The 21,480-nt window shown below is 66.7% G+C and carries 16 protein-coding genes; all 16 read left to right on the forward strand.

Annotation, left to right across the window (positions count from 1 at the left end; translation table 11 throughout):
• The first annotated feature begins 59 nt into the window (after window positions 1-59).
• Window positions 60-3,806: a nitrate reductase subunit alpha gene (locus tag DFQ59_RS10255; RefSeq protein ID WP_114279615.1), complete on the forward strand. Its 3,747-nt coding sequence runs from the start codon at window positions 60-62 to the stop codon at window positions 3,804-3,806.
• A 125-nt stretch (window positions 3,807-3,931) separates the two neighbouring features.
• Window positions 3,932-5,500 carry a nitrate reductase subunit beta gene (gene narH, locus DFQ59_RS10260; RefSeq protein ID WP_114279616.1) on the forward strand — a complete coding sequence of 523 codons (1,569 nt, stop codon included), beginning with the start codon at window positions 3,932-3,934 and terminating at the stop codon, window positions 5,498-5,500.
• A 12-nt stretch (window positions 5,501-5,512) separates the two neighbouring features.
• Window positions 5,513-6,031 carry a nitrate reductase molybdenum cofactor assembly chaperone gene (gene narJ / locus DFQ59_RS10265; RefSeq protein ID WP_114279617.1) on the forward strand — a complete coding sequence of 173 codons (519 nt, stop codon included), beginning with the start codon at window positions 5,513-5,515 and terminating at the stop codon, window positions 6,029-6,031.
• A gap of 11 nt (window positions 6,032-6,042) precedes the next feature.
• Window positions 6,043-6,738, forward strand: a complete 696-nt coding sequence (narI, locus tag DFQ59_RS10270) for a respiratory nitrate reductase subunit gamma (protein WP_114279618.1) — start codon at window positions 6,043-6,045, stop codon at window positions 6,736-6,738.
• A gap of 249 nt (window positions 6,739-6,987) precedes the next feature.
• Window positions 6,988-7,359 carry a TusE/DsrC/DsvC family sulfur relay protein gene (locus tag DFQ59_RS10275; RefSeq protein ID WP_211314877.1) on the forward strand — a complete coding sequence of 124 codons (372 nt, stop codon included), beginning with the start codon at window positions 6,988-6,990 and terminating at the stop codon, window positions 7,357-7,359.
• Between the two features lie 119 nt (window positions 7,360-7,478).
• Window positions 7,479-8,177: a type 1 glutamine amidotransferase gene (locus tag DFQ59_RS10280; protein WP_114279619.1), complete on the forward strand. Its 699-nt coding sequence runs from the start codon at window positions 7,479-7,481 to the stop codon at window positions 8,175-8,177.
• A 30-nt stretch (window positions 8,178-8,207) separates the two neighbouring features.
• Window positions 8,208-8,405: an acetyltransferase gene (locus DFQ59_RS10285; RefSeq protein ID WP_114279620.1), complete on the forward strand. Its 198-nt coding sequence runs from the start codon at window positions 8,208-8,210 to the stop codon at window positions 8,403-8,405.
• 542 nt (window positions 8,406-8,947) lie between these two features.
• Window positions 8,948-10,972 carry a sodium-translocating pyrophosphatase gene (locus DFQ59_RS10290; RefSeq protein WP_114279621.1) on the forward strand — a complete coding sequence of 675 codons (2,025 nt, stop codon included), beginning with the start codon at window positions 8,948-8,950 and terminating at the stop codon, window positions 10,970-10,972.
• A 54-nt stretch (window positions 10,973-11,026) separates the two neighbouring features.
• Window positions 11,027-11,254: a hypothetical protein gene (locus tag DFQ59_RS10295; RefSeq protein ID WP_114279622.1), complete on the forward strand. Its 228-nt coding sequence runs from the start codon at window positions 11,027-11,029 to the stop codon at window positions 11,252-11,254.
• 122 nt (window positions 11,255-11,376) lie between these two features.
• A complete protein-coding gene (locus DFQ59_RS10300) occupies window positions 11,377-13,209 on the forward strand; it encodes an extracellular solute-binding protein (RefSeq protein ID WP_114279623.1) in 1,833 nt (610 codons plus the stop codon).
• Window positions 13,210-13,422: 213 nt separating this feature from the next.
• Entirely contained in the window at window positions 13,423-14,520 is a 1,098-nt protein-coding gene (locus DFQ59_RS10305) for a microcin C ABC transporter permease YejB (protein ID WP_114279624.1), read from the forward strand.
• Between the two features lie 147 nt (window positions 14,521-14,667).
• Window positions 14,668-15,693, forward strand: a complete 1,026-nt coding sequence (locus tag DFQ59_RS10310) for an ABC transporter permease (RefSeq protein WP_114279625.1) — start codon at window positions 14,668-14,670, stop codon at window positions 15,691-15,693.
• A gap of 186 nt (window positions 15,694-15,879) precedes the next feature.
• Window positions 15,880-17,508 (forward strand): ABC transporter ATP-binding protein, encoded by a 1,629-nt coding sequence (locus DFQ59_RS10315; protein ID WP_114279626.1) that lies wholly within the window; start codon window positions 15,880-15,882, stop codon window positions 17,506-17,508.
• 362 nt (window positions 17,509-17,870) lie between these two features.
• Window positions 17,871-18,764, forward strand: coding sequence for an NUDIX hydrolase (locus tag DFQ59_RS10320; RefSeq protein ID WP_114279627.1), 894 nt, complete (start codon window positions 17,871-17,873; stop codon window positions 18,762-18,764).
• 2 nt (window positions 18,765-18,766) lie between these two features.
• Window positions 18,767-19,612, forward strand: a complete 846-nt coding sequence (locus tag DFQ59_RS10325) for a serine hydrolase (protein WP_170142122.1) — start codon at window positions 18,767-18,769, stop codon at window positions 19,610-19,612.
• Between the two features lie 171 nt (window positions 19,613-19,783).
• Window positions 19,784-21,289: an NAD-dependent succinate-semialdehyde dehydrogenase gene (locus DFQ59_RS10330; protein ID WP_425451013.1), complete on the forward strand. Its 1,506-nt coding sequence runs from the start codon at window positions 19,784-19,786 to the stop codon at window positions 21,287-21,289.
• Window positions 21,290-21,480 lie beyond the last annotated feature (191 nt).

Raw genomic sequence — 21,480 nt, forward strand, 5'->3', positions numbered from 1 at the left:
GCGCTGGAAGCCTCCATTTCGCACCTCGCTCCTCTCTCCTCACCCGATAGGAGTCAGACATGAGTCACTTTCTGGACCGGCTTAAATTCTTCAAGCGCATCGAGGAAACCTTCTCCGGTGGGCACGGCATCGTCACCCGCGAGGACCGCCAGTGGGAGGACGCCTACCGCAACCGCTGGCGCTTCGACAAGGTGGTGCGTTCCACCCACGGGGTGAACTGCACCGGCGGCTGCAGCTGGAAGATCCACGTCAAGAACGGCCTGGTGGCCTTCGAGATGCAGCAGACCGACTACCCGCGCACCCGCCCCGACATGCCCAACCACGAGCCCCGGGGCTGCCAGCGCGGAGCCAGCTTCTCCTGGTATCTCTACAGCCCCCACCGCATCAAGCACCCGCTGGTGCGCGGTCGGCTGCTGGAGCTCTACCGCGCCGAGCGCGCTTCCGGCAAGGACCCGGTGGAGGCCTGGGCCGCCATCCAGGCCGACCCGGAAAAGCGCCGGCGCTACACGAACGTGCGGGGCCTGGGCGGGTTCGTCCGCGGCCGCTGGGAAGAGGTGGTGGAGATGATCGCCGCGGCCAACGTGCACACGGCCAGGAAATGGGGGCCGGACCGCATCTACGGCTTCTCCCCCATTCCGGCCATGTCCATGATCAGCTACGCGGCCGGATCCCGCTACCTGTCGCTCATCGGCGGTTCCTGCGGCAGCTTCTACGACTGGTACTGCGATCTGCCGCCCGCGTCCCCCCAGGTCTGGGGCGAGCAGACCGACGTGCCCGAGGCTGCCGACTGGTACAACTCGAGCTACCTCATCGTCTGCGGCGCCAACCTGCCCATGACCCGCACTCCCGACGCCCACTTCGCCATCGAGGCCCGCTACAACGGCACCAAGGTGGTCTCCATGGCGCCGGACTACGCCGAGTACGTGAAGTTCGCCGATCTCTGGATGCCCGTGCGCCAGGGCACCGACGCCGCCGCCTTCCTGGCCATGGGCCACGTGGCGCTGAAGGAGTTCTACCTGGAACGGCAGGATCCCTACTTCCAGGAATATGCCCGCAAGTACACCGACTTCCCCATGCAGGTGCTGCTGCGCCGGCAGGGGGACAGCTACGTCAGCGACCGCTACCTGCGCGCCTCCGACTTCGACGGCGGCCTGGGGGAGACGAACAATCCCGAGTGGAAGACCATCGTTTTCGACGCCGGGAGCGGCGCCTTCGTGGTCCCCAACGGCTCCATGGGCTTCCGCTGGGGCGAGAACGGCAAGTGGAACCTGCTGCCGAAGAACGCCGCCGACGCCAGCGACATCGAGGCGGAGATCACCTGCATCGACAGCCGCGACGAGGTGGTTCCCGTGGCCTTCCCCCACTTCAACCCGGGCGAGGAGCGGGTGCTGGAGCGCAATGTGCCGGTGCGCCGGCTCACCCTCGCCTCCGGCGAGGAGGTCCTGGTCACCTCGGTGTTCGACCTGCAGCTGGCCCAGTACGGGCTCGACCGCGGACTCGGCGGCGGCAACGTGGCCGCCTCCTACGACGACGAGGTGGCCTACACCCCCGCCTGGGCGGAGAAGGTGACCGGCGTGAAGCGCGCCGACCTCATCCGCACCGGGCGGGAGTTCGCCGACAACGCCGCCAAGACCCGCGGCAAGTCCATGGTCATCCTCGGTGCCGCCATCAACCACTGGTACCACAATGACATGAACTACCGCGCCATCATGAACCTGCTGCACATGTGCGGGTGCGTGGGGCAGTCGGGCGGCGGCTGGGCCCACTACGTGGGACAGGAGAAGCTGCGCCCGCAGGCGGGCTGGGCGCCGGTGGCCTTCGGCCTCGACTGGCACCGGCCGCCGCGGCAGATGAACTCCACCAGCTTCTGGTACTTCCACACCGACCAGTGGCGCTACGAGCGGGTGAGCGCCGATTCGCTCCTCGCCCCCACCGCCAAGGGGAAATACCGCGGCTACACCCTGGCCGACTACAACGTGGTGGCCCAGCGCCTCGGCTGGCTCCCCTCGGCGCCCCACTTCAACCGCAACCCCCTCGACATCGTCAACGATGCCGAGGCCGCGGGCGCGGCCGACGAGGCGGGGGTGGGGAAATACGTGGTGGAGCAACTCAAGTCCGGTGACCTCCGCTTCGCCGCGGAGGACGTGGACGCCCCGGAGAGCTGGCCGCGCAACCTCTTCGTCTGGCGCGCCAACCTCATCGGCTGCTCGGCCAAGGGCCACGAGTACTTCCTGAAGCACCTGCTCGGCGCCCAGAACGGCGTCATGTCCGAGGGCGTCGAGGGCGCGGAGACGAAGGAGATCAAGTGGCACGAGAAGGCGCCCATCGCCAAGCTCGACCTGATGGTGGACATCAACTTCCGCCTCAACTCCACCGGTGCCTACTCCGACATCATCCTGCCCACGGCCACCTGGTACGAAAAGGCGGACCTCAACACCACCGACATGCACCCCTTCGTGCACCCCCTCTCCGAGGCGGTGGACCCGGCCTGGGAGTCGAAGACCGACTGGCAGATCTTCAAGACCATCGCCAGGGAGTTCTCGGAGCTGGCCGGCAAGCACCTGGGCACCCGCAAGGACCTGGTGGCCCTGCCCATGCTCCATGACACCCCCATGGAGCTGGCCCAGCCCTTCGGCGTGCAGGACTGGAAGCGCGGCGAGTGCGAGCCGGTGCCCGGCAAGAGCCTGCCGCTGCTGAAGGTGGTGGAGCGCGACTACGCTAACACCTACAAGAAGTTCACCTCGCTGGGCCCGCTGATGACCAAGCTCGGCAACAACGTCAAGGGCATCGACTGGGATACCCAGGACGAGTACGAGCACCTGAAGCACCACAACCGCACCATCCAGGAGGACGGCGTCTCCAAGGGCATGCCGCAGCTGGAGGACGATATCGCGGTTTGCGACACGGTCCTGCTGATGGCCCCGGAGACCAACGGCGAGGTGGCCCACAAGTCGTGGAAGGCGCTGGGGAAGAAGACCGGCATCGACCACAACCACCTGTGCGACCCGCGCCGGGACGAGAAGATTCTCTACCGCGACATCCAGGCCCAGCCGCGCAAGATCATCACCGCGCCCACCTGGTCCGGGATCGAGTCCGAGGAGGTGAGCTACAACGCCGGCTGGACCAACATCCACGAGCACATCCCGTTCCGCACCCTCACCGGGCGGGCCCAGTTCTACCAGGACCACGAGTGGATGCTCGACTTCGGCGAGGGCTTCTGCGCCTACCGCCCGCCGGTGGACCTGAAGGCCCACGAGACGGTGCCCGACGCGGTGCGCGCCAAGCCGCACCTGGTGCTCAACTGGATCACCCCCCACTCCAAGTGGGGCATCCACTCAACCTACCAGGACAACCTGCGCATGCTCACCCTGTTCCGCGGCGGCCCCTACATGTGGGTGGCCGAGGACGACGCGAAGAGCATCGGCCTCAGGGACAACGACTGGGTGGAGGCGGTGAACGCCAACGGTGCCACGGTGGCCCGGGTGGTGGTCTCCCAGCGGGTGCCACGGGGCATGGCCATCATGTACCACGCCCAGGAGAAGAACGTGAACGTGCCGGGCTCCAACACCACCGGCAAGCGCGGCGGCATCCTCAACTCGGTGACCCGCGTGGTGGTCAAGCCCACCCACATGATCGGCGGCTACGCGCAGCTCTCCTACGGCTTCAACTACTACGGCACCGTGGGATCCCAGCGCGACGAGTACGTGGTGATCCACAAGATCGAGGACCGCGACGTGGACTGGCTGGAGCGCCCGCTCACACCCGAGCGCGAGGCACAGCTCAACCCGGTCGGTGTGAACAACTGACAAAAGATCATTCACCACGAAGGCACGAAGAGCACGAAGAACTGCTTCTTGTTTCGTTCTCAGCCTTCACGCTTTCTTCGTGTCCTTCGTGACTTTGTGGTGAGATTTTCCGTGAGGAGATTTTCATGAAGATCCGTGCACAGATCGCGATGGTCCTCAACCTGGACAAGTGTATCGGTTGCCACACCTGCTCGGTGACCTGCAAGAACATCTGGACCAACCGCAAGGGCGTGGAGTACGCCTGGTTCAACAACGTGGAGAGCAAGCCCGGCATCGGCTATCCCAAGCAGTGGGAGAACCAGGACAAGTGGCGGGGCGGCTGGAAACTGAAGAACGGCGAGCTGGAGCTCAAGGCGGGCGGTCGCGCCTCCAAGCTGCTCAACATCTTCGCCAACCCCGACATGCCGGAGATCGACGACTACTACGCGCCCTTCGACTACGACTACGCCCACCTGCAGAACGCGCCGCTGTCCGAGGCGACGCCCACCGCCCGGCCCCGCTCCCAGATCGACGGCTCGCGGATGGAGAAGATCCAGTGGGGCCCCAACTGGGAGGATGACCTCGCCGGCGAGTTCGCCGAGCGCGCCCGCGATCCGAACTTCGCCGACATCGAGAAGCAGATGTACGGCCAGTTCGAGAACACCTTCCACATGTACCTGCCGCGGCTGTGCAACCACTGCCTCAACCCGGCCTGCGTGGCCGCCTGCCCCGCCGGCTCCATCTACAAGCGCGAGGAGGACGGCGTGGTGCTGGTGGACCAGGACAAGTGCCGCGGCTGGCGCATGTGCATCAGCGGCTGCCCCTACAAGAAGGTCTACTACAACTGGGAGTCGGGCAAGTCGGAGAAGTGCATCCTCTGCTACCCGCGCATCGAGTCGGGCCTGCCCACCGCCTGCGCCGAGTCCTGCGTGGGGCGCATCCGCTACATGGGCGTCATCCTCTATGACGCCGACAGGATCGGCACCGCCGCGGCCACGGAAAATCCCAAGGGGCTCTACGAGGCCCACCAGGGGGTATTCTGCGATCCCAACGATCCGGAGATCATCGAGCAGGCGCGCCGCGACGGCATTCCCGAGAGCTGGATTACCGCGGCCCAGAACTCCCCGGTGTGGAAGATGGCCATGGAGTGGAAGATCGCCTTCCCCATCCACCCGGAGTTCCGCACCCTGCCCATGATGTGGTACGTGCCGCCTCTCTCGCCCGTGCAGAGCCAGCTGGACCAGGGCAATCTGCCCACCGGCGAGGACGGCGTCATCCCCACCGCCGATGCGCTGCGCTTCCCCGCCCGCTACCTGGCCAACCTGCTCACCGCCGGCGACACCGCCCCCATCATCAGCGCGCTCAACCGGCTCATCGCCATGCGCAGCCACCAGCGTTCGAAGCGGGTGGAGGGCTCCGGCAACGCCGCGGTGCTGGAACGGGTGGGGCTGACCGAGGCGGAGGCCGAGGAGATGTACCGCTACCTGGCCATCGCCAACTATGAGGATCGCTTTGTCATTCCCACCTCTCACGAGGAGATGCGCCAGGAGGATCCCTACGCCTTCCAGGGCCAGATGGGGTTCGGGCCCGGCAACAGCAGCGCCTACGGCATCGATGCGGGCGAGGGCTTCAGCCTCTTCCCCACCCGCCGCACCCGCTCGGAGGTGCCCATCACCTTCGTGCCGCCGCCGAGCAAGGAAACCGAGAAGGCCTGAGGAGGAGAGATCATGCAACTCTATACCGTCATTGCCCGCCTGCTGGACTATCCCGACGAGCTCCTCCATGGCCATCTCGGCGCGTTGCAGGAGTGGCTCCACGACGAGCCCGATATCGCCGCAGAGGACCGCGCCGCGGTTTCCGAGCTGGTGGCCTGGATGAGCTCGCAGCCGCTGCTGGCCCTCCAGGGACACTACGTGCAGACCTTCGACATGACCCCGGAGCACAGCCTGCACCTGACCCATCACCTGTTCGGTGACGACCGTGGCCGCGGCCCGGCGCTGGTGGATCTCTCCGAGCACTACAAGGGCGCGGGGCTGGAGGCGGTGGCCGGCGAACTGCCCGACTACCTGCCCCTGGTGCTGGAGTACTGCTCCACCCTGGAGCCGTTCGCCGCCCGGGTCTTCCTGGGCGACGCGGCCAAGGTGATCCGGGTCCTGGCCGCCAACCTGGAGCGCGCCGGCAGCCCCTATGCCCCGGTCCTGCGCGTCATCGAGAAACACGGCCACCTGGCCCGCACCGCCGCCTGAGGAGATACCCCATGAACCTGCACGACTTCCTGTACGGGGCCTACCCCTACCTGGCGGGAACCATCTTCCTGCTGGGCAACTGGATTCGCTTCGACCGCGAACAGTACACCTGGAAAAGCGACTCGAGCCAGATCCTTTCCAACCGCAACATGCGCCTGGCGAGCAACCTGTTCCACGTGGGCATCATCGCCATCTTCCTCGGTCACCTGGTGGGCCTGCTGACCCCCCACGGCCTGTTCCTGGCCCTGGGCGTATCCGACATGCTGCACCAGTACGTGGCCATCACCGCCGGCAGCGTCTTCGGTACCCTGTGCCTCATCGGGGGGGTGCTGCTGTGGCTGCGCCGGCTCACCAATCCGCGGGTGCGCCACGTCTCCCGCCGGCGCGACATATTCGTGCTTGGCTGGATCCTGGTCACCCTGCTGCTGGGGCTCTCGACCATCCCCTTCTCCCTGCACCATGCGGCCAATGGCGATGCTTCGGTGATGGTCGCGCTCGCCGAATGGGCCCAGAGCGTGTTCACCCTGAACGCCAACCCGGACCTGCTGCGGGGCGTGGACCTGATTTTCAGAATCCACCTCTTCTTCGGCATGACCGTGTTCCTCATCTTCCCTTTCACCCGGCTGGTCCATGTCTGGAGCGTGCCGCTGGGCTACCTGGGGCGGGCCTACCAGATCGTACGGCGCAAGCAGGTGCCGGCACGCTGATGCCATCCGGCGCCCCGGCGGTAATCACTGCCGGGGCGCTCAGGTCGGTTTCCCGCACCTGACCTCCCGCCGCACAGGCAGGACAGACCCGCCGCTACCCCTTTCGTGGTAGTCACCCGCGCCGTTTAACCTGTATTGGATATACTTCTTTTCATGTTCCGGGACTAATATCCGTCGCCAGGGGACGGAGAAGGCGCTCCTGCGGCGCGCGGATTCCCGTCCCGGCAGACGGACAAGGAGAGCACGACCATGACGATGCAGACCAATCCCTATGCCCACCGGATCAAGACCATCAATGTGGACGGGCGTCCCGTGGAGACCGATTCCGAAGGCTACCTGCAGGATCTCGACGAATGGTCCGAGGCCTTCGCCGTCGCCCTCGCCGAGGAGGAGGGCCTGGAGCTCACCGACGAGCACTGGGAGGTGATCCGCTTCATCCGCGACTACCATGAACGGAACCACATCCAGGCCCAGGTGCGCCACATGATCCAGCATTTCCGCAAGGCTTGGGGTCCCGGGCGCGGCAACAACCACTACCTGCACGATCTCTTCCCCCGGGGCGGCCCGCAGAAGCAGGGCAACCGCCTGGCCGGAATCCGCCGCACCAAGGGCGAGCACTGACGGGGGCACGATGGACAATGGAAAAGGGATAAGGGACAAGGGACAATGGATAAGGGAAAAAGGTTAAAGATAAACCCTTGACCTTTGACCTTTGTCCATTAACCCTTATCCTCAACCGCATGAAACCGATACGCATATTCCGCCACGTGGCCTGCGAGGGTCCCGGCTACCTCGCGACCTTTCTCGACCGGGCCGGAATCCCCTGGGAACTGGTGGCCGTGGACGCGGGCGAGGCCATTCCCGGCGCATTGTCGGACGTCTCCGGGCTGGTGTTCATGGGCGGGCCCATGAGCGTCAACGATCCCCTGCCCTGGATCGGCGCCGAGCTGGCCCTGATCCGCCGGGCGTCGGAGGCGGACGTTCCGGTTCTCGGCCACTGTCTCGGTGGCCAGCTGATCGCCAAGGCGCTGGGCGGCGCGGTGGGGCCGAACGCGGTGCGGGAGATCGGCTGGCACCCGGTGGAGCGGCTGCCGGACACGGACGCCTGGCTGGAGGGGCTGCCGGCCACTTTCACGGCCTTCCACTGGCACGGCGAAACCTTTTCCCTCCCGGCCGGGGCCGTGCCCCTGCTGCGCAGCGCGCACTGTGAAAACCAGGCCTTCGCCATCGGCAACACCCTCGCGCTCCAGTGTCACGTGGAAATGACCGCCCCGATGGTGCGCGAGTGGGCCGCGCTCTACCGCGATGAACTGGACGATCCGTCGCCCGCGGTCCAGGATGCCGGAGAGATGCTCGCGGCTATCGAGAACCGCGTGGCCGGGCAGCAGGCCGCCGCTGATCGCCTCTACCGTCGGTGGCTGCGCCCCATCACCGACTGACACCCCCAGGGACAGCCCGGAGGAGACGACATGAGCCGGGAATCGGACCGCAGACTGGCCGAACGGGTGCGCAGCGCCTGCATCGAGGCGGCACTCGCCGGCTATGAAAACGCCTCCATCTCGGGGCTGTGCCACGAAGGCGCCTGGGAGGCCGCCATCAGCGCCATCCGCATGGTGGATCTCTCCGAACTGTTGGTGTCGAACCGGGACGTTCGACCACAGACATAGATAGACCAGGTCATTGACCATCCGCCCCGGATCAGGTCCCGGTCCCGTTATCGTCATTCGAACCGCCCCGGGTCCGGTGTCGGCCCGCCCCCCGTTATATTCAACTTCCAGTAACGGTACCGCCCATTTATCCGCGTCTTCCGGACGACATCCAGCCGGCGCGCGCACCCGCCTGTAATGAATACACCGCGGAATGACAATTATCAGTTTCTGTTTTGTCGCCTTTCCAACACTCCCCCCGCCGGACCCCATGAAAAGTGATGTCCGGGAGCCGTGGCCGGGGCGTTATTTCATTCTAGGGTTCTGATAGTTCTTGATTCATGCATTGCAACATACAAAATACTTATTTCGAAAAACATTATATTTGATTTCAACGCTGTTCAAATGCCCTCTAGGATGCCTGGTGCCAATGGTTTTACCGACTGGGAGTCAGTCCGGTTTTGGCGCAGGACGGTCCATGATCTGGCCGACTCCCGGGAACAAAACAGATCCCTGATTCAGCAACGTCAGGGTGCCAGGTCATTATTCGGGGGAGGATTCGAATGGTCATCGGACTGTCGCTGGTGCTTGGATGTGCAATCCTGGCACTGGCCTATGGAGTGTTTACCGCACGCTGGGTCAACGCCCAGCCCGCCGGTGATGAGGCCATGCGCCGCATCGCCCATGCCATCGAGGTCGGTGCCAGCGCCTATCTCCGCCGCCAGTACACCACCATCGGCATGGTCGGCCTGCTGCTGTTCGTCGTTCTCTACGTGCTGCTGGGTGCTCCCACCGCCTGGGGTTTCGCCATCGGTGCCGTGCTCTCCGGCGCCGCCGGTTTCATCGGCATGAACGTGTCGGTGCGCGCCAACGTGCGCACCACCGAAGCGGCCAAGCAGGGGCTCAACCCGGCCCACCAGGTCGCCTTCCGCGGCGGCGCGGTCACCGGCCTGCTGGTGGTGGGCCTGGCCCTGCTGGGCGTGGGCGGCTACTACAGTGTGCTGGCCGCCGGCACCGACGCCGGGGAAACGGTGCGCCTCGCCCCCCTGGTCGGGCTGGCCTTCGGTGGCTCCCTCATCTCCATCTTCGCCCGCCTCGGCGGCGGCATCTTCACCAAGGGCGCCGACGTGGGCGCGGACCTGGTGGGCAAGGTGGAAGCCGGCATTCCCGAGGACGACCCGCGCAACCCCGCCGTCATCGCCGACAACGTGGGCGACAACGTGGGCGACTGCGCCGGCATGGCCGCGGACCTGTTCGAGACCTACGCCGTCACCCTCATCGCCACCATGATGCTGGGCGCGCTGTCCATGGCCGACGCCGGGCCGAACGCCGTCCTCTACCCGCTGGTCCTGGGCGGCGTCTCCATCATCGCCTCCATCGTCGGCACGTTTTTCGTCTCCGTCGGACCCGACGGCAAGGTGATGCGCGCCCTCTACCGCGGGCTGATCGTGGCCGGCCTGCTCGCCGCGGCGGCCTTCTACCCCGTCACCGTCTGGCTGATGGGGGATGCCACCGGGTTCTCCGTGGGCGACCTCTACGGTTCGGCGCTGGTGGGCCTGGCCGTTACCGCCGCCATCGTGGTCATCACCGACTACTACACCGCCACCGGCTTCCCGCCCGTGCGTCACCTGGCCGCCGCTTCCACCACGGGCCACGCCACCAACATCATCGCCGGACTGGCGCTGTCCATGCGCTCCACCGCCGGCCCGCTGCTGGTCATCTGCGCCGGCATCTGGGGCGCCTACGCCCTGGCCGGCCTCTACGGCATCGCGGTGGCGGCCACGGCCATGCTCTCCATGACCGGCATCGTGGTGGCAACCGACGCCTACGGTCCCATCACCGACAACGCCGGCGGCATCGCGGAGATGGCTGAGCTGCCCAAGGAGATCCGCGCCACCACCGACGCACTGGACGCGGTGGGCAACACCACCAAGGCGGTCACCAAGGGCTACGCCATCGGCTCGGCGGGCCTGGCGGCCCTGGTGCTGTTCGCCGACTACACCCGCGAACTGAGCGTCCACACCGGCGCCCCGACCACCTTCGACCTCTCCAACCACCAGGTGATCATCGGCCTGTTCATCGGCGGGCTCATTCCCTACCTGTTCGGTGCCATGGCCATGGAGTCCGTGGGCCGCGCCGCCGGCGCGGTGGTACGCGAGGTGCGGCGGCAGTTCCGGGACATCCCCGGCATCATGGAGCGCACCACCGAACCCGACTACTCACGCGCCGTCGACCTGCTCACCAAGTCGGCCATCCGCGAGATGATCGTTCCTTCCCTGCTGCCGGTGGCGGTCCCGCTGCTGGTGGGCCTGCTGCTGGGCCCCCAGGCGCTGGGCGGCGTCCTCCTCGGCTCCATCGTCACCGGCCTGTTCGTCGCCATCTCCATGACCACCGGCGGCGGCGCCTGGGACAACGCCAAGAAGTACATCGAGGACGACAACCACGGCGGCAAGGGTTCCGAGGCCCACAAGGCCGCGGTCACCGGCGACACCGTGGGCGACCCCTACAAGGACACCGCGGGCCCCGCCATCAACCCGCTCATCAAGATCATCAACATCGTGGCGCTGCTGATCGTACCTTTGCTATAAATGAGCATGGCGCAACCATAACCGGTATTTATAAATAACGAGGGAGAGACGCCCATGGCAAAAGTACGTGTACAGATCGCCCCCGAGGTGGAGTTCAAGATGGAAGTGGAGGTGGAGGGCGTGGACCCCACCACCCGGGACTACGACGTCCAGCAGCACAAGACCAAGGTCTACGCGGAATTCGAGCGCCGGCTGAACGAGGCCTTCCCTGAAGGTCTCCTGATCCACAGCTTCGAGTTCGGCCTCGATCGCGGCTGGCACGATGAACTGAAGGAAGAGTGAATCCCCCGCCCCGCCACCGAAGACGGTGGCGGGGCGTCCGTTCCGGTGAACCATCCCCCGCCCGTGCAGTCTCTGGAGTAGATCCAGTACACTGCTGCGAAACCAATCATTCGGGAGAGGGTATGGGCCGATTCAACCCCATCGCCGCACTGGGCGCCGGCATCCTGGCGCTGCTCACCACCGCCGCCCCGGCCATCGGGGCTACCGTCAGCCATGGACTGGCGATGCACGGGGACCTCAAGTACGGTCCCGGCTTCACCCACTTCGACTACGCCCGTCCCGAGGCCCCCAAGGGCGGCGACGTGCGCCTTGCGGCCGTGGGCACCTACGACACCCTCAACCCCTTCACCCTCAAGGGGGTGTCCGCCTCCGGCCTGGGCCGACTCTTCGATACCCTCACGATCCGGTCCGACGATGAAGCGTTCTCCGAGTACGGACTGCTGGCGGAGACCATCGAAATCCCGGAGGATCGCTCCTGGGTCGCCTACACCCTGCGCCCCGAGGCGCGCTTTCACGACGGTTCCCCGGTCACGCCCGAGGATGTCATCTTCTCCTTCAACACCCTGAAGGAGAAGGGGCACCCCTTCTACCGCGCCTACTACGGCAGCGTCGCCAGGGCGGAGAAGGTGGGAGACAGGAAGGTGAAGTTCACCTTCGACGCCGGCGAAAACCGCGAGTTGGCCCTCATCATCGGCCAGCTTCCGGTCCTCTCACGGGCCGACTGGGAGGGCAAGGACTTCGCCGCCACCACCCTGAAGGCGCCGCTCGGCAGCGGCCCCTACGAGGTGGCCGCCTCGGACCCGGGGCGTTCCATCACCTACCGGCGGGTGGCGGACTACTGGGGCGGGGACCTGCCGGTCAACCGCGGACGGGACAACTTCGACACCATCCGCGTCGACTACTACCGCGACGCCACCGTGGCGCTGGAGGCCTTCAAGGCCGGCGAGTACGACTTCCGGCTGGAGAACACGGCCAAGAACTGGGCCACCGCCTACGATGTTCCTCCCGTGAACGAGGGATTCATCAAGCTGGAGGAGATCCCCAACGAGCAGCCGACCGGAATGCAGGCCTTCGTCTACAATACCCGCCGCGAGCTGTTCAGCGATCCGCGGGTACGCGAGGCCCTGGCCTACGCCTTCGATTTCGAGTGGACCAACAAGAACCTCTTCTATGGCGCCTACACCCGCACCCGCAGCTACTTCTCCAACTCGGAGCTGGCGGCCCGGGGCCTGCCCTCCCCCGGCGAGCTGAAGGTGCTGGAGCCCTACCGCGGCAAGGTGCCCGAGGCGGTCTTCACCACGGCCTACGAGCCCCCCGCCAGCGACGGCAGCGGCAACATCCGCGGCAACCTGCGCAAGGCCACGGAACTGCTCCGGCAAACCGGCTGGGAGATCCGCGGACGGCAGCTGGTCGACAGCGCCACCGGCAGGCCCTTCAGCTTCGAGATCCTGCTCGTGAACCCCGCCTTCGAGCGGGTCGTGCTGCCCTTCGTCCGCAATCTCGAGCGGCTCGGCATCGAGGCACGGGTGCGGACCGTTGACACCACCCAGTACCAGAACCGTCTCAACGACTTCGATTTCGACATGATCGTGGATGTCTTCGGCCAGTCCCTCTCCCCGGGCAACGAGCAGCGCGACTTCTGGTCCTGCGAGGCCGCCAGGACCCCGGGCAGCCGCAACACCGCCGGCGTCTGCGACCCGGTGGTCGACGCACTGGTGGAGAAGGTCATCAGCGCCACGGACCGGCAGGAGCTCATCGATCGCACCCGCGCGCTCGACCGGGTCCTGCAGTGGGGCTTCTACGTCATCCCCAACTGGCACACCCGCGTCTACCGCGTCGCCTACTGGGACAAGTTCTCCCGCCCCGCGGTGACCCCCAGGTACGACCTCGGCTTCGGCTTCTGGTGGGTGGACCCCGACAAGGCCGCCGCCCTGACCGCCAAGCGCGGTAAGTGACTTTCTAATAGACAGGATTTACAGGATTCACAGGATTGCTTGATTATGAGGCACTATCCCTATCGAGACGTCCCATGACACTTCACATGTCACCATCCGCCCCGGGTCGAAAACCATTCGGGGCGGAGTCACCACAACCAGTGACATCCTCCAATGGGACCTCTTTGAACATCCTGTTAATCCTGTAAATCCTGTCTATTCAAAATAACAACCATGCTCGCCTACATTCTCCGGCGCCTGCTGCTGATCATCCCGACGCTGTTCGGCATCATGGTGCTGAACTTCGTCATCGTGCAGGCGGCGCCCGGCGGACCGGTTGAACGGCTCATCGCCGAGCTCAAGGGAACCGGCGTGGAGGCCACGGCGCGGGTGGGCGGCAGCAGCGTGGGCGAGACCGGAGGGCGCATCTCCAGCACCGGGGAGTCCTCCCAGTACCGCGGCGCGCAGGGGCTGGACCCGGAGCTCATCAAGGAGATCGAGAAGCTCTACGGCTTCGACAAGCCGCCCTGGGAGCGTTTCTGGGGGATGATCAGCAACTACGTACACTTCGACTTCGGCGACAGCTTCTACCGTGACCAGTCGGTGGTGGATCTCGTCATCGACAAGATGCCCGTTTCCATCTCGCTGGGGCTGTGGACCACGATCCTGGTCTACCTCATCTCCATCCCGCTCGGCATCGCCAAGGCGGTGCGCGACGGCAGCCGCTTCGACGTGTGGACCTCGGCGGTGGTGATCGTGGGCTACTCCATTCCCGGATTCCTGTTCGCCGTGCTGCTGGTGGTGCTCTTCGCCGGCGGCAGCTTCCTGGACTGGTTCCCCCTGCGCGGGCTGGTATCCGAGAACTGGGAGGATCTCGCCTGGCCGGCGCGCATCGCCGACTACTTCTGGCACATCACCCTGCCGGTGCTGGCCATGACCATCGGCGGCTTCGCCGGACTCACCATGCTCACCAAGAACTCCTTCCTGGAGGAGATCAACAAGCAGTACGTGGTCACGGCCAAGGCCAAGGGGCTGGACGAGCGCCGGGTGCTCTACGGCCACGTCTTCCGCAACGCCATGCTGATCGTTGTGGCGGGCTTTCCCAGCGCCTTCGTGAGCATCCTGTTCACCGGCTCGCTGTTGATCGAGGTGATCTTCTCCCTCGACGGGCTGGGGCTGCTGGGCTTCGAGGCGGCCATCAACCGCGACTACCCGGTCATGTTCGGCACCCTCTACTTCTTCACCCTGCTCGGACTGCTGCTGAACCTGGCCGGTGACCTGATGTACGTGGTGATAGACCCGCGCATCGACTTCGAGAGCCGGGAGGTGTGATGTGGATGTGAGGGGTGAGGCTTCGGTGAGGCGCAGGATGGGCAAAGGAGCGGAGCGACATGCCCATCCTGCTGCGCGCGATGGGCACGCTGTGCTTTTCCCATCCTGCGGGCAGGCGACCGGCAACCGGCCGCTGGAGAATTCCAAATGGCCCTGAGCCCCCTCAACCAGCGCCGGCTCCACAGTTTCCGCGCCAACCGCCGCGGCTGGTGGTCGCTGTGGATTTTCCTGCTGCTGTTCACCCTGAGCCTATTCGCGGAGTTCATCGCCAACGACAAGCCGCTGCTGGTGCGCTATGACGGCGGGTGGTACTTCCCGGTGGTGCAGGAGTACGCCGAGATCACCTTCGGCGGAGAGTTCGCCACCGAGGCGGACTATCGCGATCCCTACGTGCAGGACCTGATCGACGCCAGGGGCTGGATGATCTGGCCGCCCATCCGCTACAGCTACCAGACCATCAACTACGATCTCCCCGTCCCCGCCCCGTCCCCGCCCTCGGCGGAAAACTGGCTCGGCACCGACGACCAGGGACGGGACGTGCTGGCGCGGCTCATCTACGGCTTCCGCATCTCGGTGCTGTTCGGCCTGGCGCTGACGCTGGCCAGCTCCGTCATCGGCGTGGCCGCCGGCGCCGTGCAGGGCTACCTGGGGGGCTGGACCGATCTCCTGTTCCAGCGCTTCATCGAGATCTGGTCGGGACTGCCGGTGCTCTACCTGCTCATCATCCTGGCCAGCGTGGTGGAGCCCAACTTCTGGTGGCTGCTGGGACTGATGCTGCTGTTCTCGTGGATGACCCTGGTGGGAGTGGTGCGGGCGGAATTCCTGCGCGGGCGCAACTTCGACTACGTCCGCGCCGCCCGGGCGCTGGGGGTGAACAAGCTGACCATCATGTTCCGCCACGTCCTGCCCAATGCCATGGTGGCCACCTTCACCTTCCTGCCCTTCATCCTCAACGGCTCCATCACCACCCTGACCTCGCTGGACTTCCTCGGCTTCGGTCTGCCCCCCGGCTCGGCCTCGCTGGGCGAGTTGCTGGCCCAGGGCAAGTCCAACCTGCAGGCGCCCTGGCTGGGCATCACCGCGTTCACCGTGCTGGCGCTGATGCTGAGCCTGCTCATCTTCGTCGGCGAAGCCGCCCGCGACGCCTTCGATCCGCGCAAGACCACGCTATGAAAACCCTGACTGCCCATCCACGGATGACACGGATCGCGCCGATTTCCGCTGGTGCAGCGGCCACGGGACGGGTGGATCCCTTCGCCGCCGCCCATGGCGTCAGGCGCAATCCGCCCACAGCCCGTTCCAATCCGCGCGGTCTGTGGAGAGAAAATCATGCCGACGCCACCGGGAACGGGGGGCACCATGGCTGAGCTGCTGCTGGAGGTGGACGACCTGTCGGCGAGCTTCGACACGCCGGGGGGGACGGTGGAGGCGGTCAAGGGGGCCTCCTTCGGCATCCGCCGCGGGGAGACCCTGGCGCTGGTGGGCGAAAGCGGCTCGGGCAAGTCGGTCACGGCCCTGTCCCTGCTGCAGCTGCTGCCCTACCCCCGCGCCCGCCACCCCTCCGGCAGCATCCGCTTCCTGGGCCAGGAGTTGATGGGGGCCTCGCCGCGGACCCTGCGCTCCATCCGCGGCGATCGCATCAGCATGATCTTCCAGGAGCCCATGACCTCGCTGAACCCGCTGCACACCATCGAGAAGCAGATCGGCGAGACCCTCCAGCTGCACAAGGGGCTGCGGCCCGCCCAGGCCCGGGAGCGCATCCTGGACCTGCTGCGGCTGGTGGGGCTGCCGGAGGCGGAAAAGCGCCTCAATGCCTATCCGCACCAGCTCTCCGGCGGCCAGCGCCAGCGGGTGATGATTGCCATGGCGCTGGCCAACGAGCCCGACCTGCTCATCGCCGACGAGCCCACCACCGCCCTGGACGTGACCATCCAGGCCCAGATCCTGGAGCTGCTGCAGGACCTGCGCGAACGGCTGGGCATGGCGCTGCTGCTCATCACCCACGACCTGGGCGTGGTGCACAAGGTGGCGGACCGGGTGTGTGTCATGCAGGGCGGGGAGATCGTGGAATCCGGACCGGTGGCGCAGGTCTTCGCGGCCCCCGCCCACCCCTACACCCGGCGCCTGCTCGCCTCCGAGCCCGGCGGCCACCCGGTGGAGGCGCCGGCCGACGCCCCCGTGCTGCTGGAAGCCGAGGCGATCAAGGTCTGGTTCCCCATCAAGCGCGGCTTCCTGCGCCGCACGGTGGACCACGTGAAGGCGGTGGACGGCATCTCGCTGACCGTGCGCGAGGGGCATACCGTGGGCATCGTGGGCGAGAGCGGCTCGGGCAAGACCACCCTGGGGCTGGCCCTCCTGCGGCTGGAATCGAGCCGCGGCAGCATCCGTTTCGACGGCCGCGAGCTGCAGGGGCTCAAGAGCCGGACCCTGCGCCCGCTGCGACGGGAGATGCAGATCGTCTTCCAGGATCCCTTCGGCTCCCTGAGTCCGCGCATGTCGGTGGGACAGATCATCGAGGAGGGCCTGCGGGTCCACGGACTCGGCGGCACGGCGGCCGAGCGCGATGGCCTGATCGGCCAGGCCCTGGAGGAGGTGGGACTGGAGCCCGGGAGCCGCCACCGCTACCCCCACGAGTTCTCCGGGGGCCAGCGCCAGCGCATCGCCATCGCCCGGGCCATGGTGCTGAAACCCCGACTGCTGGTGCTCGACGAGCCCACCTCCGCGCTGGACCGCTCGGTGCAGGCCCAGATCGTGGACCTGCTGCGGACGCTCCAGGCGCGCCACCGCCTCGCCTACCTCTTCATCAGCCACGATCTCAAGGTGGTGCGCGCCCTCAGTGACGAAATCCTGGTGATGCGGGCCGGAGAAGTGGTTGAACAGGGGCCCGCACGGCGCATCTTCAACGCCCCCGAAGCGCCCTACACCCGCGCCCTGCTCGCCGCGGCCTTCGACCTGCATGCGACCGAGGGGCCGGAAGTGGCGACCTGATGGGGGGGCTGGTGGGGACTAGTGTACTGCGCCGCTCTTGGAGGTACTTTCAGAGCCCCCCGAAAGTGCCAGGACAAGGCGCAGTGCGCAGGCAATGGTTGTTCCCTTGCCAAGCGCTGCAACGCCGTCATGGCACTTTCGGGGGGCTCCCTGCGGGCGCGCCGCTGGCCGGCGACTCGCTGAATGGGCCTCCAAGAGCGGCGCAGTACACTAGGAGCCGGGGTCAGGTTCGGCTATGATTCCCGCCACAGAAAGAATGTCCGGCCACTGGCAGCGGACACGCAGGGCCCGGGATTGAACGGATGGAGCAGCGACAGGGATAGTGCGCCGGCACGGCGCCTTACCGCGAGGCCCCACTGCTCATGAGTTTTCTGGATCGTATTCGCGCCTGCAACACCTTCGACCTCAGCAATTACCTCCCCTTCTGTATCGATCGTCAGCAGGTGGGCTGGATCCGTCCGGCGGTAAGGGACATCCTCGCCGAATGGCCCGAGGTATTCATTATCCGGCCTGGTCACGTGGATTTCGCACACCGTTTCAACACCATCGACCAGAGAACCGCGGTCCTCGACCGGATCACCCATACCCTGGTGAAGCGGGGCACCATCGCGCGCCGGCATGGCGAGCGCTACCCGGTCACCGCCCGGGACCGGCTCCGTCCACTCCTGCTCATCGATCGCGCCGCAACCTCCACCTACGGCGTGCGATCCTTCGGCCAGCATCTCAACGGCTTCGTCCGCACACCCGCGGGACTCAAGCTGTGGGTCGCCCGCCGGGCCGTTGACAAGCCCACCTACCCGGGGATGCTCGACAACCTGGTGGCGGGCGGACTGCCCTACGGCATCGCCCTGGCCGACAACCTGGCCAAGGAGTGCTGGGAGGAAGCGGCCATTCCCCCGACCCTGGCCGCCAGGGCGCGTCCGGTCGGTGCCATCTCCTACTGCTGGGAAACCCCCGCCGGGCTGAAGCCGGATGTGATGTTCACCTATGACCTGGAACTGCCGGAGAGTTACACTCCCCGCTGTACCGATGGCGAGGTGGAGTCCTTCGAGCTGTGGCCGGTTGAGCAGGTGGCCGAAATGGTCCAGGGCAGCAACGCATTCAAGCCCAACTGCAACCTCGTCATCATCGACTTCCTGATCCGGCACGGTGTAATCAGCGCCGACGATCCGGACTACCTCGAACTGGTGACCGGGTTGCGGCGCCCGCTGAACCTGGCCGCACTGCACGAGAATCGTTCCCTGCCAGAACCATGACCATGAATCCGTCTCTCCGCAACACCCTGTTCCTGCTGCCCCTGCTGGCCCTCCTCCTGGCCGCGGCGTCCCCCGCCGGCGCCGCCGACGCCCCCTGGCTCCGCTCGTCCAAGGGACTGGTCCTCGGCCTCAGCGACGGCCGCGAGCTCTACGCCAAGGAGGCGGACACGCCCACGCCCATCGCCTCGCTGACCAAGCTCATGACCGCCATGGTGATCCTCGACGCCGGGCTCAAGCTGGAGGAGCCCGTCGTGGTCACCAGCGCTGACCGCGACCGCATCCGCGGCAGCAGCTCGCGGCTGCTGCCGGGCACCAGCGTCTCGCGCCGGGTTCTCCTGCTGCTGGCGCTCATGGCCTCGGAGAACCGCGCGGCAAACGCCCTGGCACGCACCTATCCCGGCGGCACCCCGGCCTTCGTGGCGGCGATGAACCGCAAGGCGCAGGGGCTGGGCCTGAACCAGACGAAGTTCGCCGATCCCGCCGGCCTGGACAGCGGCAATGTCTCCACGGCCCGCGAGCTGGCCAACCTCGTCCGCACGGCCATGGACTATCCCCTCATCCGCCAGTACACCACCACCTGGGAGCACGAGGTGGCGGTGGGCAGGGGCAAGAGCCGGCAGGTCATCCGCTTCCGCAACACCAACCGCCTGCTGCGCAACGAGAGCTGGGACATCGCCCTGAGCAAGACCGGCTACATTTCCGATTCGGGCCGCTGCCTGGTCATGCAGGCGCGCATCGCCGGAGAACCGGTCATCCTGGTGCTGCTCGACTCCTGGGGCAAGCTGAGCCCCATGGGGGACGCCAACCGCGTGCGCAAGTGGATGGAGAAGCACCACCGGGATACCTGAGTCTTTCGACTTGAGTGACCCATGACCTGACTTGCCACAGAGGACACGGAGAACGCGGAGAAGCAGCTGTATGGCACTGTGCCAGGAGCCGGTGACATCCTCCCGAACCGTACCCGCGCAGGGCCATTCCACGGAAAATTCCCGGTGACCCCCGCGGCCCCCGTGGCCTCTGTGGCAAAGACACTGTCCGTCCTGGACGATGACTTCGAGGAGCTGACCATGGAATTGCGCGATCCCGACCTTTTCCGCAGCCGTGCCTACCTGGACGGGGCGTGGGTCGGCGCCGACGACGGTGCCACCTTCCCGGTCACCAACCCCGCCGACGGCGCGATGCTCGGCCGGGTCCCGGACATGGGCGCCGCCGAGACCCGCCGGGCCGTGACCGCCGCCGGGGCCGCCTGGCCCGCCTGGCGGGCGCTGACCGCCAAGGCCCGCGCCGGCCTGCAGCGGCGCTGGTTCGAACTCATCATGGCCAACCAGGAGGACCTGGCGCTGCTGATGACCACCGAGCAGGGCAAGCCGCTGGCCGAGGCCCGGGGCGAGGTGGCCTACGGCGCCTCCTTCGTGGAGTGGTTCGCCGAGGAGGGCAAGCGCGTCTATGGGGACACCATCCCCGCCCACGCGCCGGACAAGCGCCTGCTGGTGCTCAGGGAGCCGGTCGGGGTGGTGGCGGCCATCACCCCCTGGAACTTCCCCCTGGCGATGATCACCCGCAAGGTGGCCCCGGCCCTGGCCGCCGGCTGCACGGCGGTGGTCAAGCCCGCCGAGGACACGCCCTTCTCGGCACTGGCCCTGGCGGTACTGGCCGAACGGGCCGGCATCCCCGCCGGGGTGTTCAACGTCATCACCGGCGACGCCGAGGCCATCGGCGCCGAGCTCACCGGCAACCCGGCGGTGCGCAAGCTCTCCTTCACCGGCTCCACCGAGGTGGGAAAGCTGCTGATGCGCCAGTGCGCCGGAACCGTGAAGAAGCTGTCGCTGGAGCTGGGCGGCAACGCCCCCTTCATCGTCTTCGACGACGCCGACCTGGACGCCGCCGTGGCGGGTGCGCTGGCCTCCAAGTACCGCAACTCCGGCCAGACCTGCGTGTGCGCCAACCGGATGCTGGTGCAGGAGGGCATCTACGACGCCTTCGCCGAGAAGCTGGCCGCCGCGGTGCGGGAACTGCAGGTGGGCCCGGGGACCGAGTCGGGCAGCCAGCAGGGCCCCCTCATCAACAGCGCGGCGCTGGAGAAGGTGGAGGGACTGCTGGCCGACGCCGTGGACAAGGGGGCCCGCGTACTCACCGGCGGCCACCGCCACGCTCTCGGCGGCACCTTCTTCGAGCCCACGGTGGTCTGCGACGTAACGCCCGAGATGCGCATGACCCGGGAGGAGATCTTCGGCCCGGTGGCGCCGCTCTACCGCTTTTCCACCGAGGCCGAGGCGTTGCGGATGGCCAACGACACCCGCTACGGCCTGGCCGCCTACTTCTACAGCCGCGACATCGGCCGGATCTGGCGCGTTTCCGAGGGGCTCGAATACGGCATCGTGGGCATCAACGAGGGCATCATCTCCACCGAGGTGGCTCCCTTCGGCGGCATGAAGGAGTCGGGCATCGGCCGCGAGGGCTCCCGTTACGGCATCGACGAGTTCCTGGAGATCAAGTACCTCTGCCTGGGTGGCATCGATCGCTGAGCGGAGCGCTCCAGCCGGCCCGCAGCCGGGACCGCGGAATGACCGGTGGCGATGACCCGCCGCCCAGTTCTCCCCGCCTCCGGCCGTGCGCCTGGCGCGGCACCCACCGCGACCTCCCGAACCCCGGGCGCCATCTGCACGTAACCCTCCGCGGGATCACGGATACCGCTCGTCCGTGGAGCAGGCTACCA

Source organism: Thioalbus denitrificans (genome assembly GCF_003337735.1).
GTDB classification, from domain to species: domain Bacteria; phylum Pseudomonadota; class Gammaproteobacteria; order DSM-26407; family DSM-26407; genus Thioalbus; species Thioalbus denitrificans.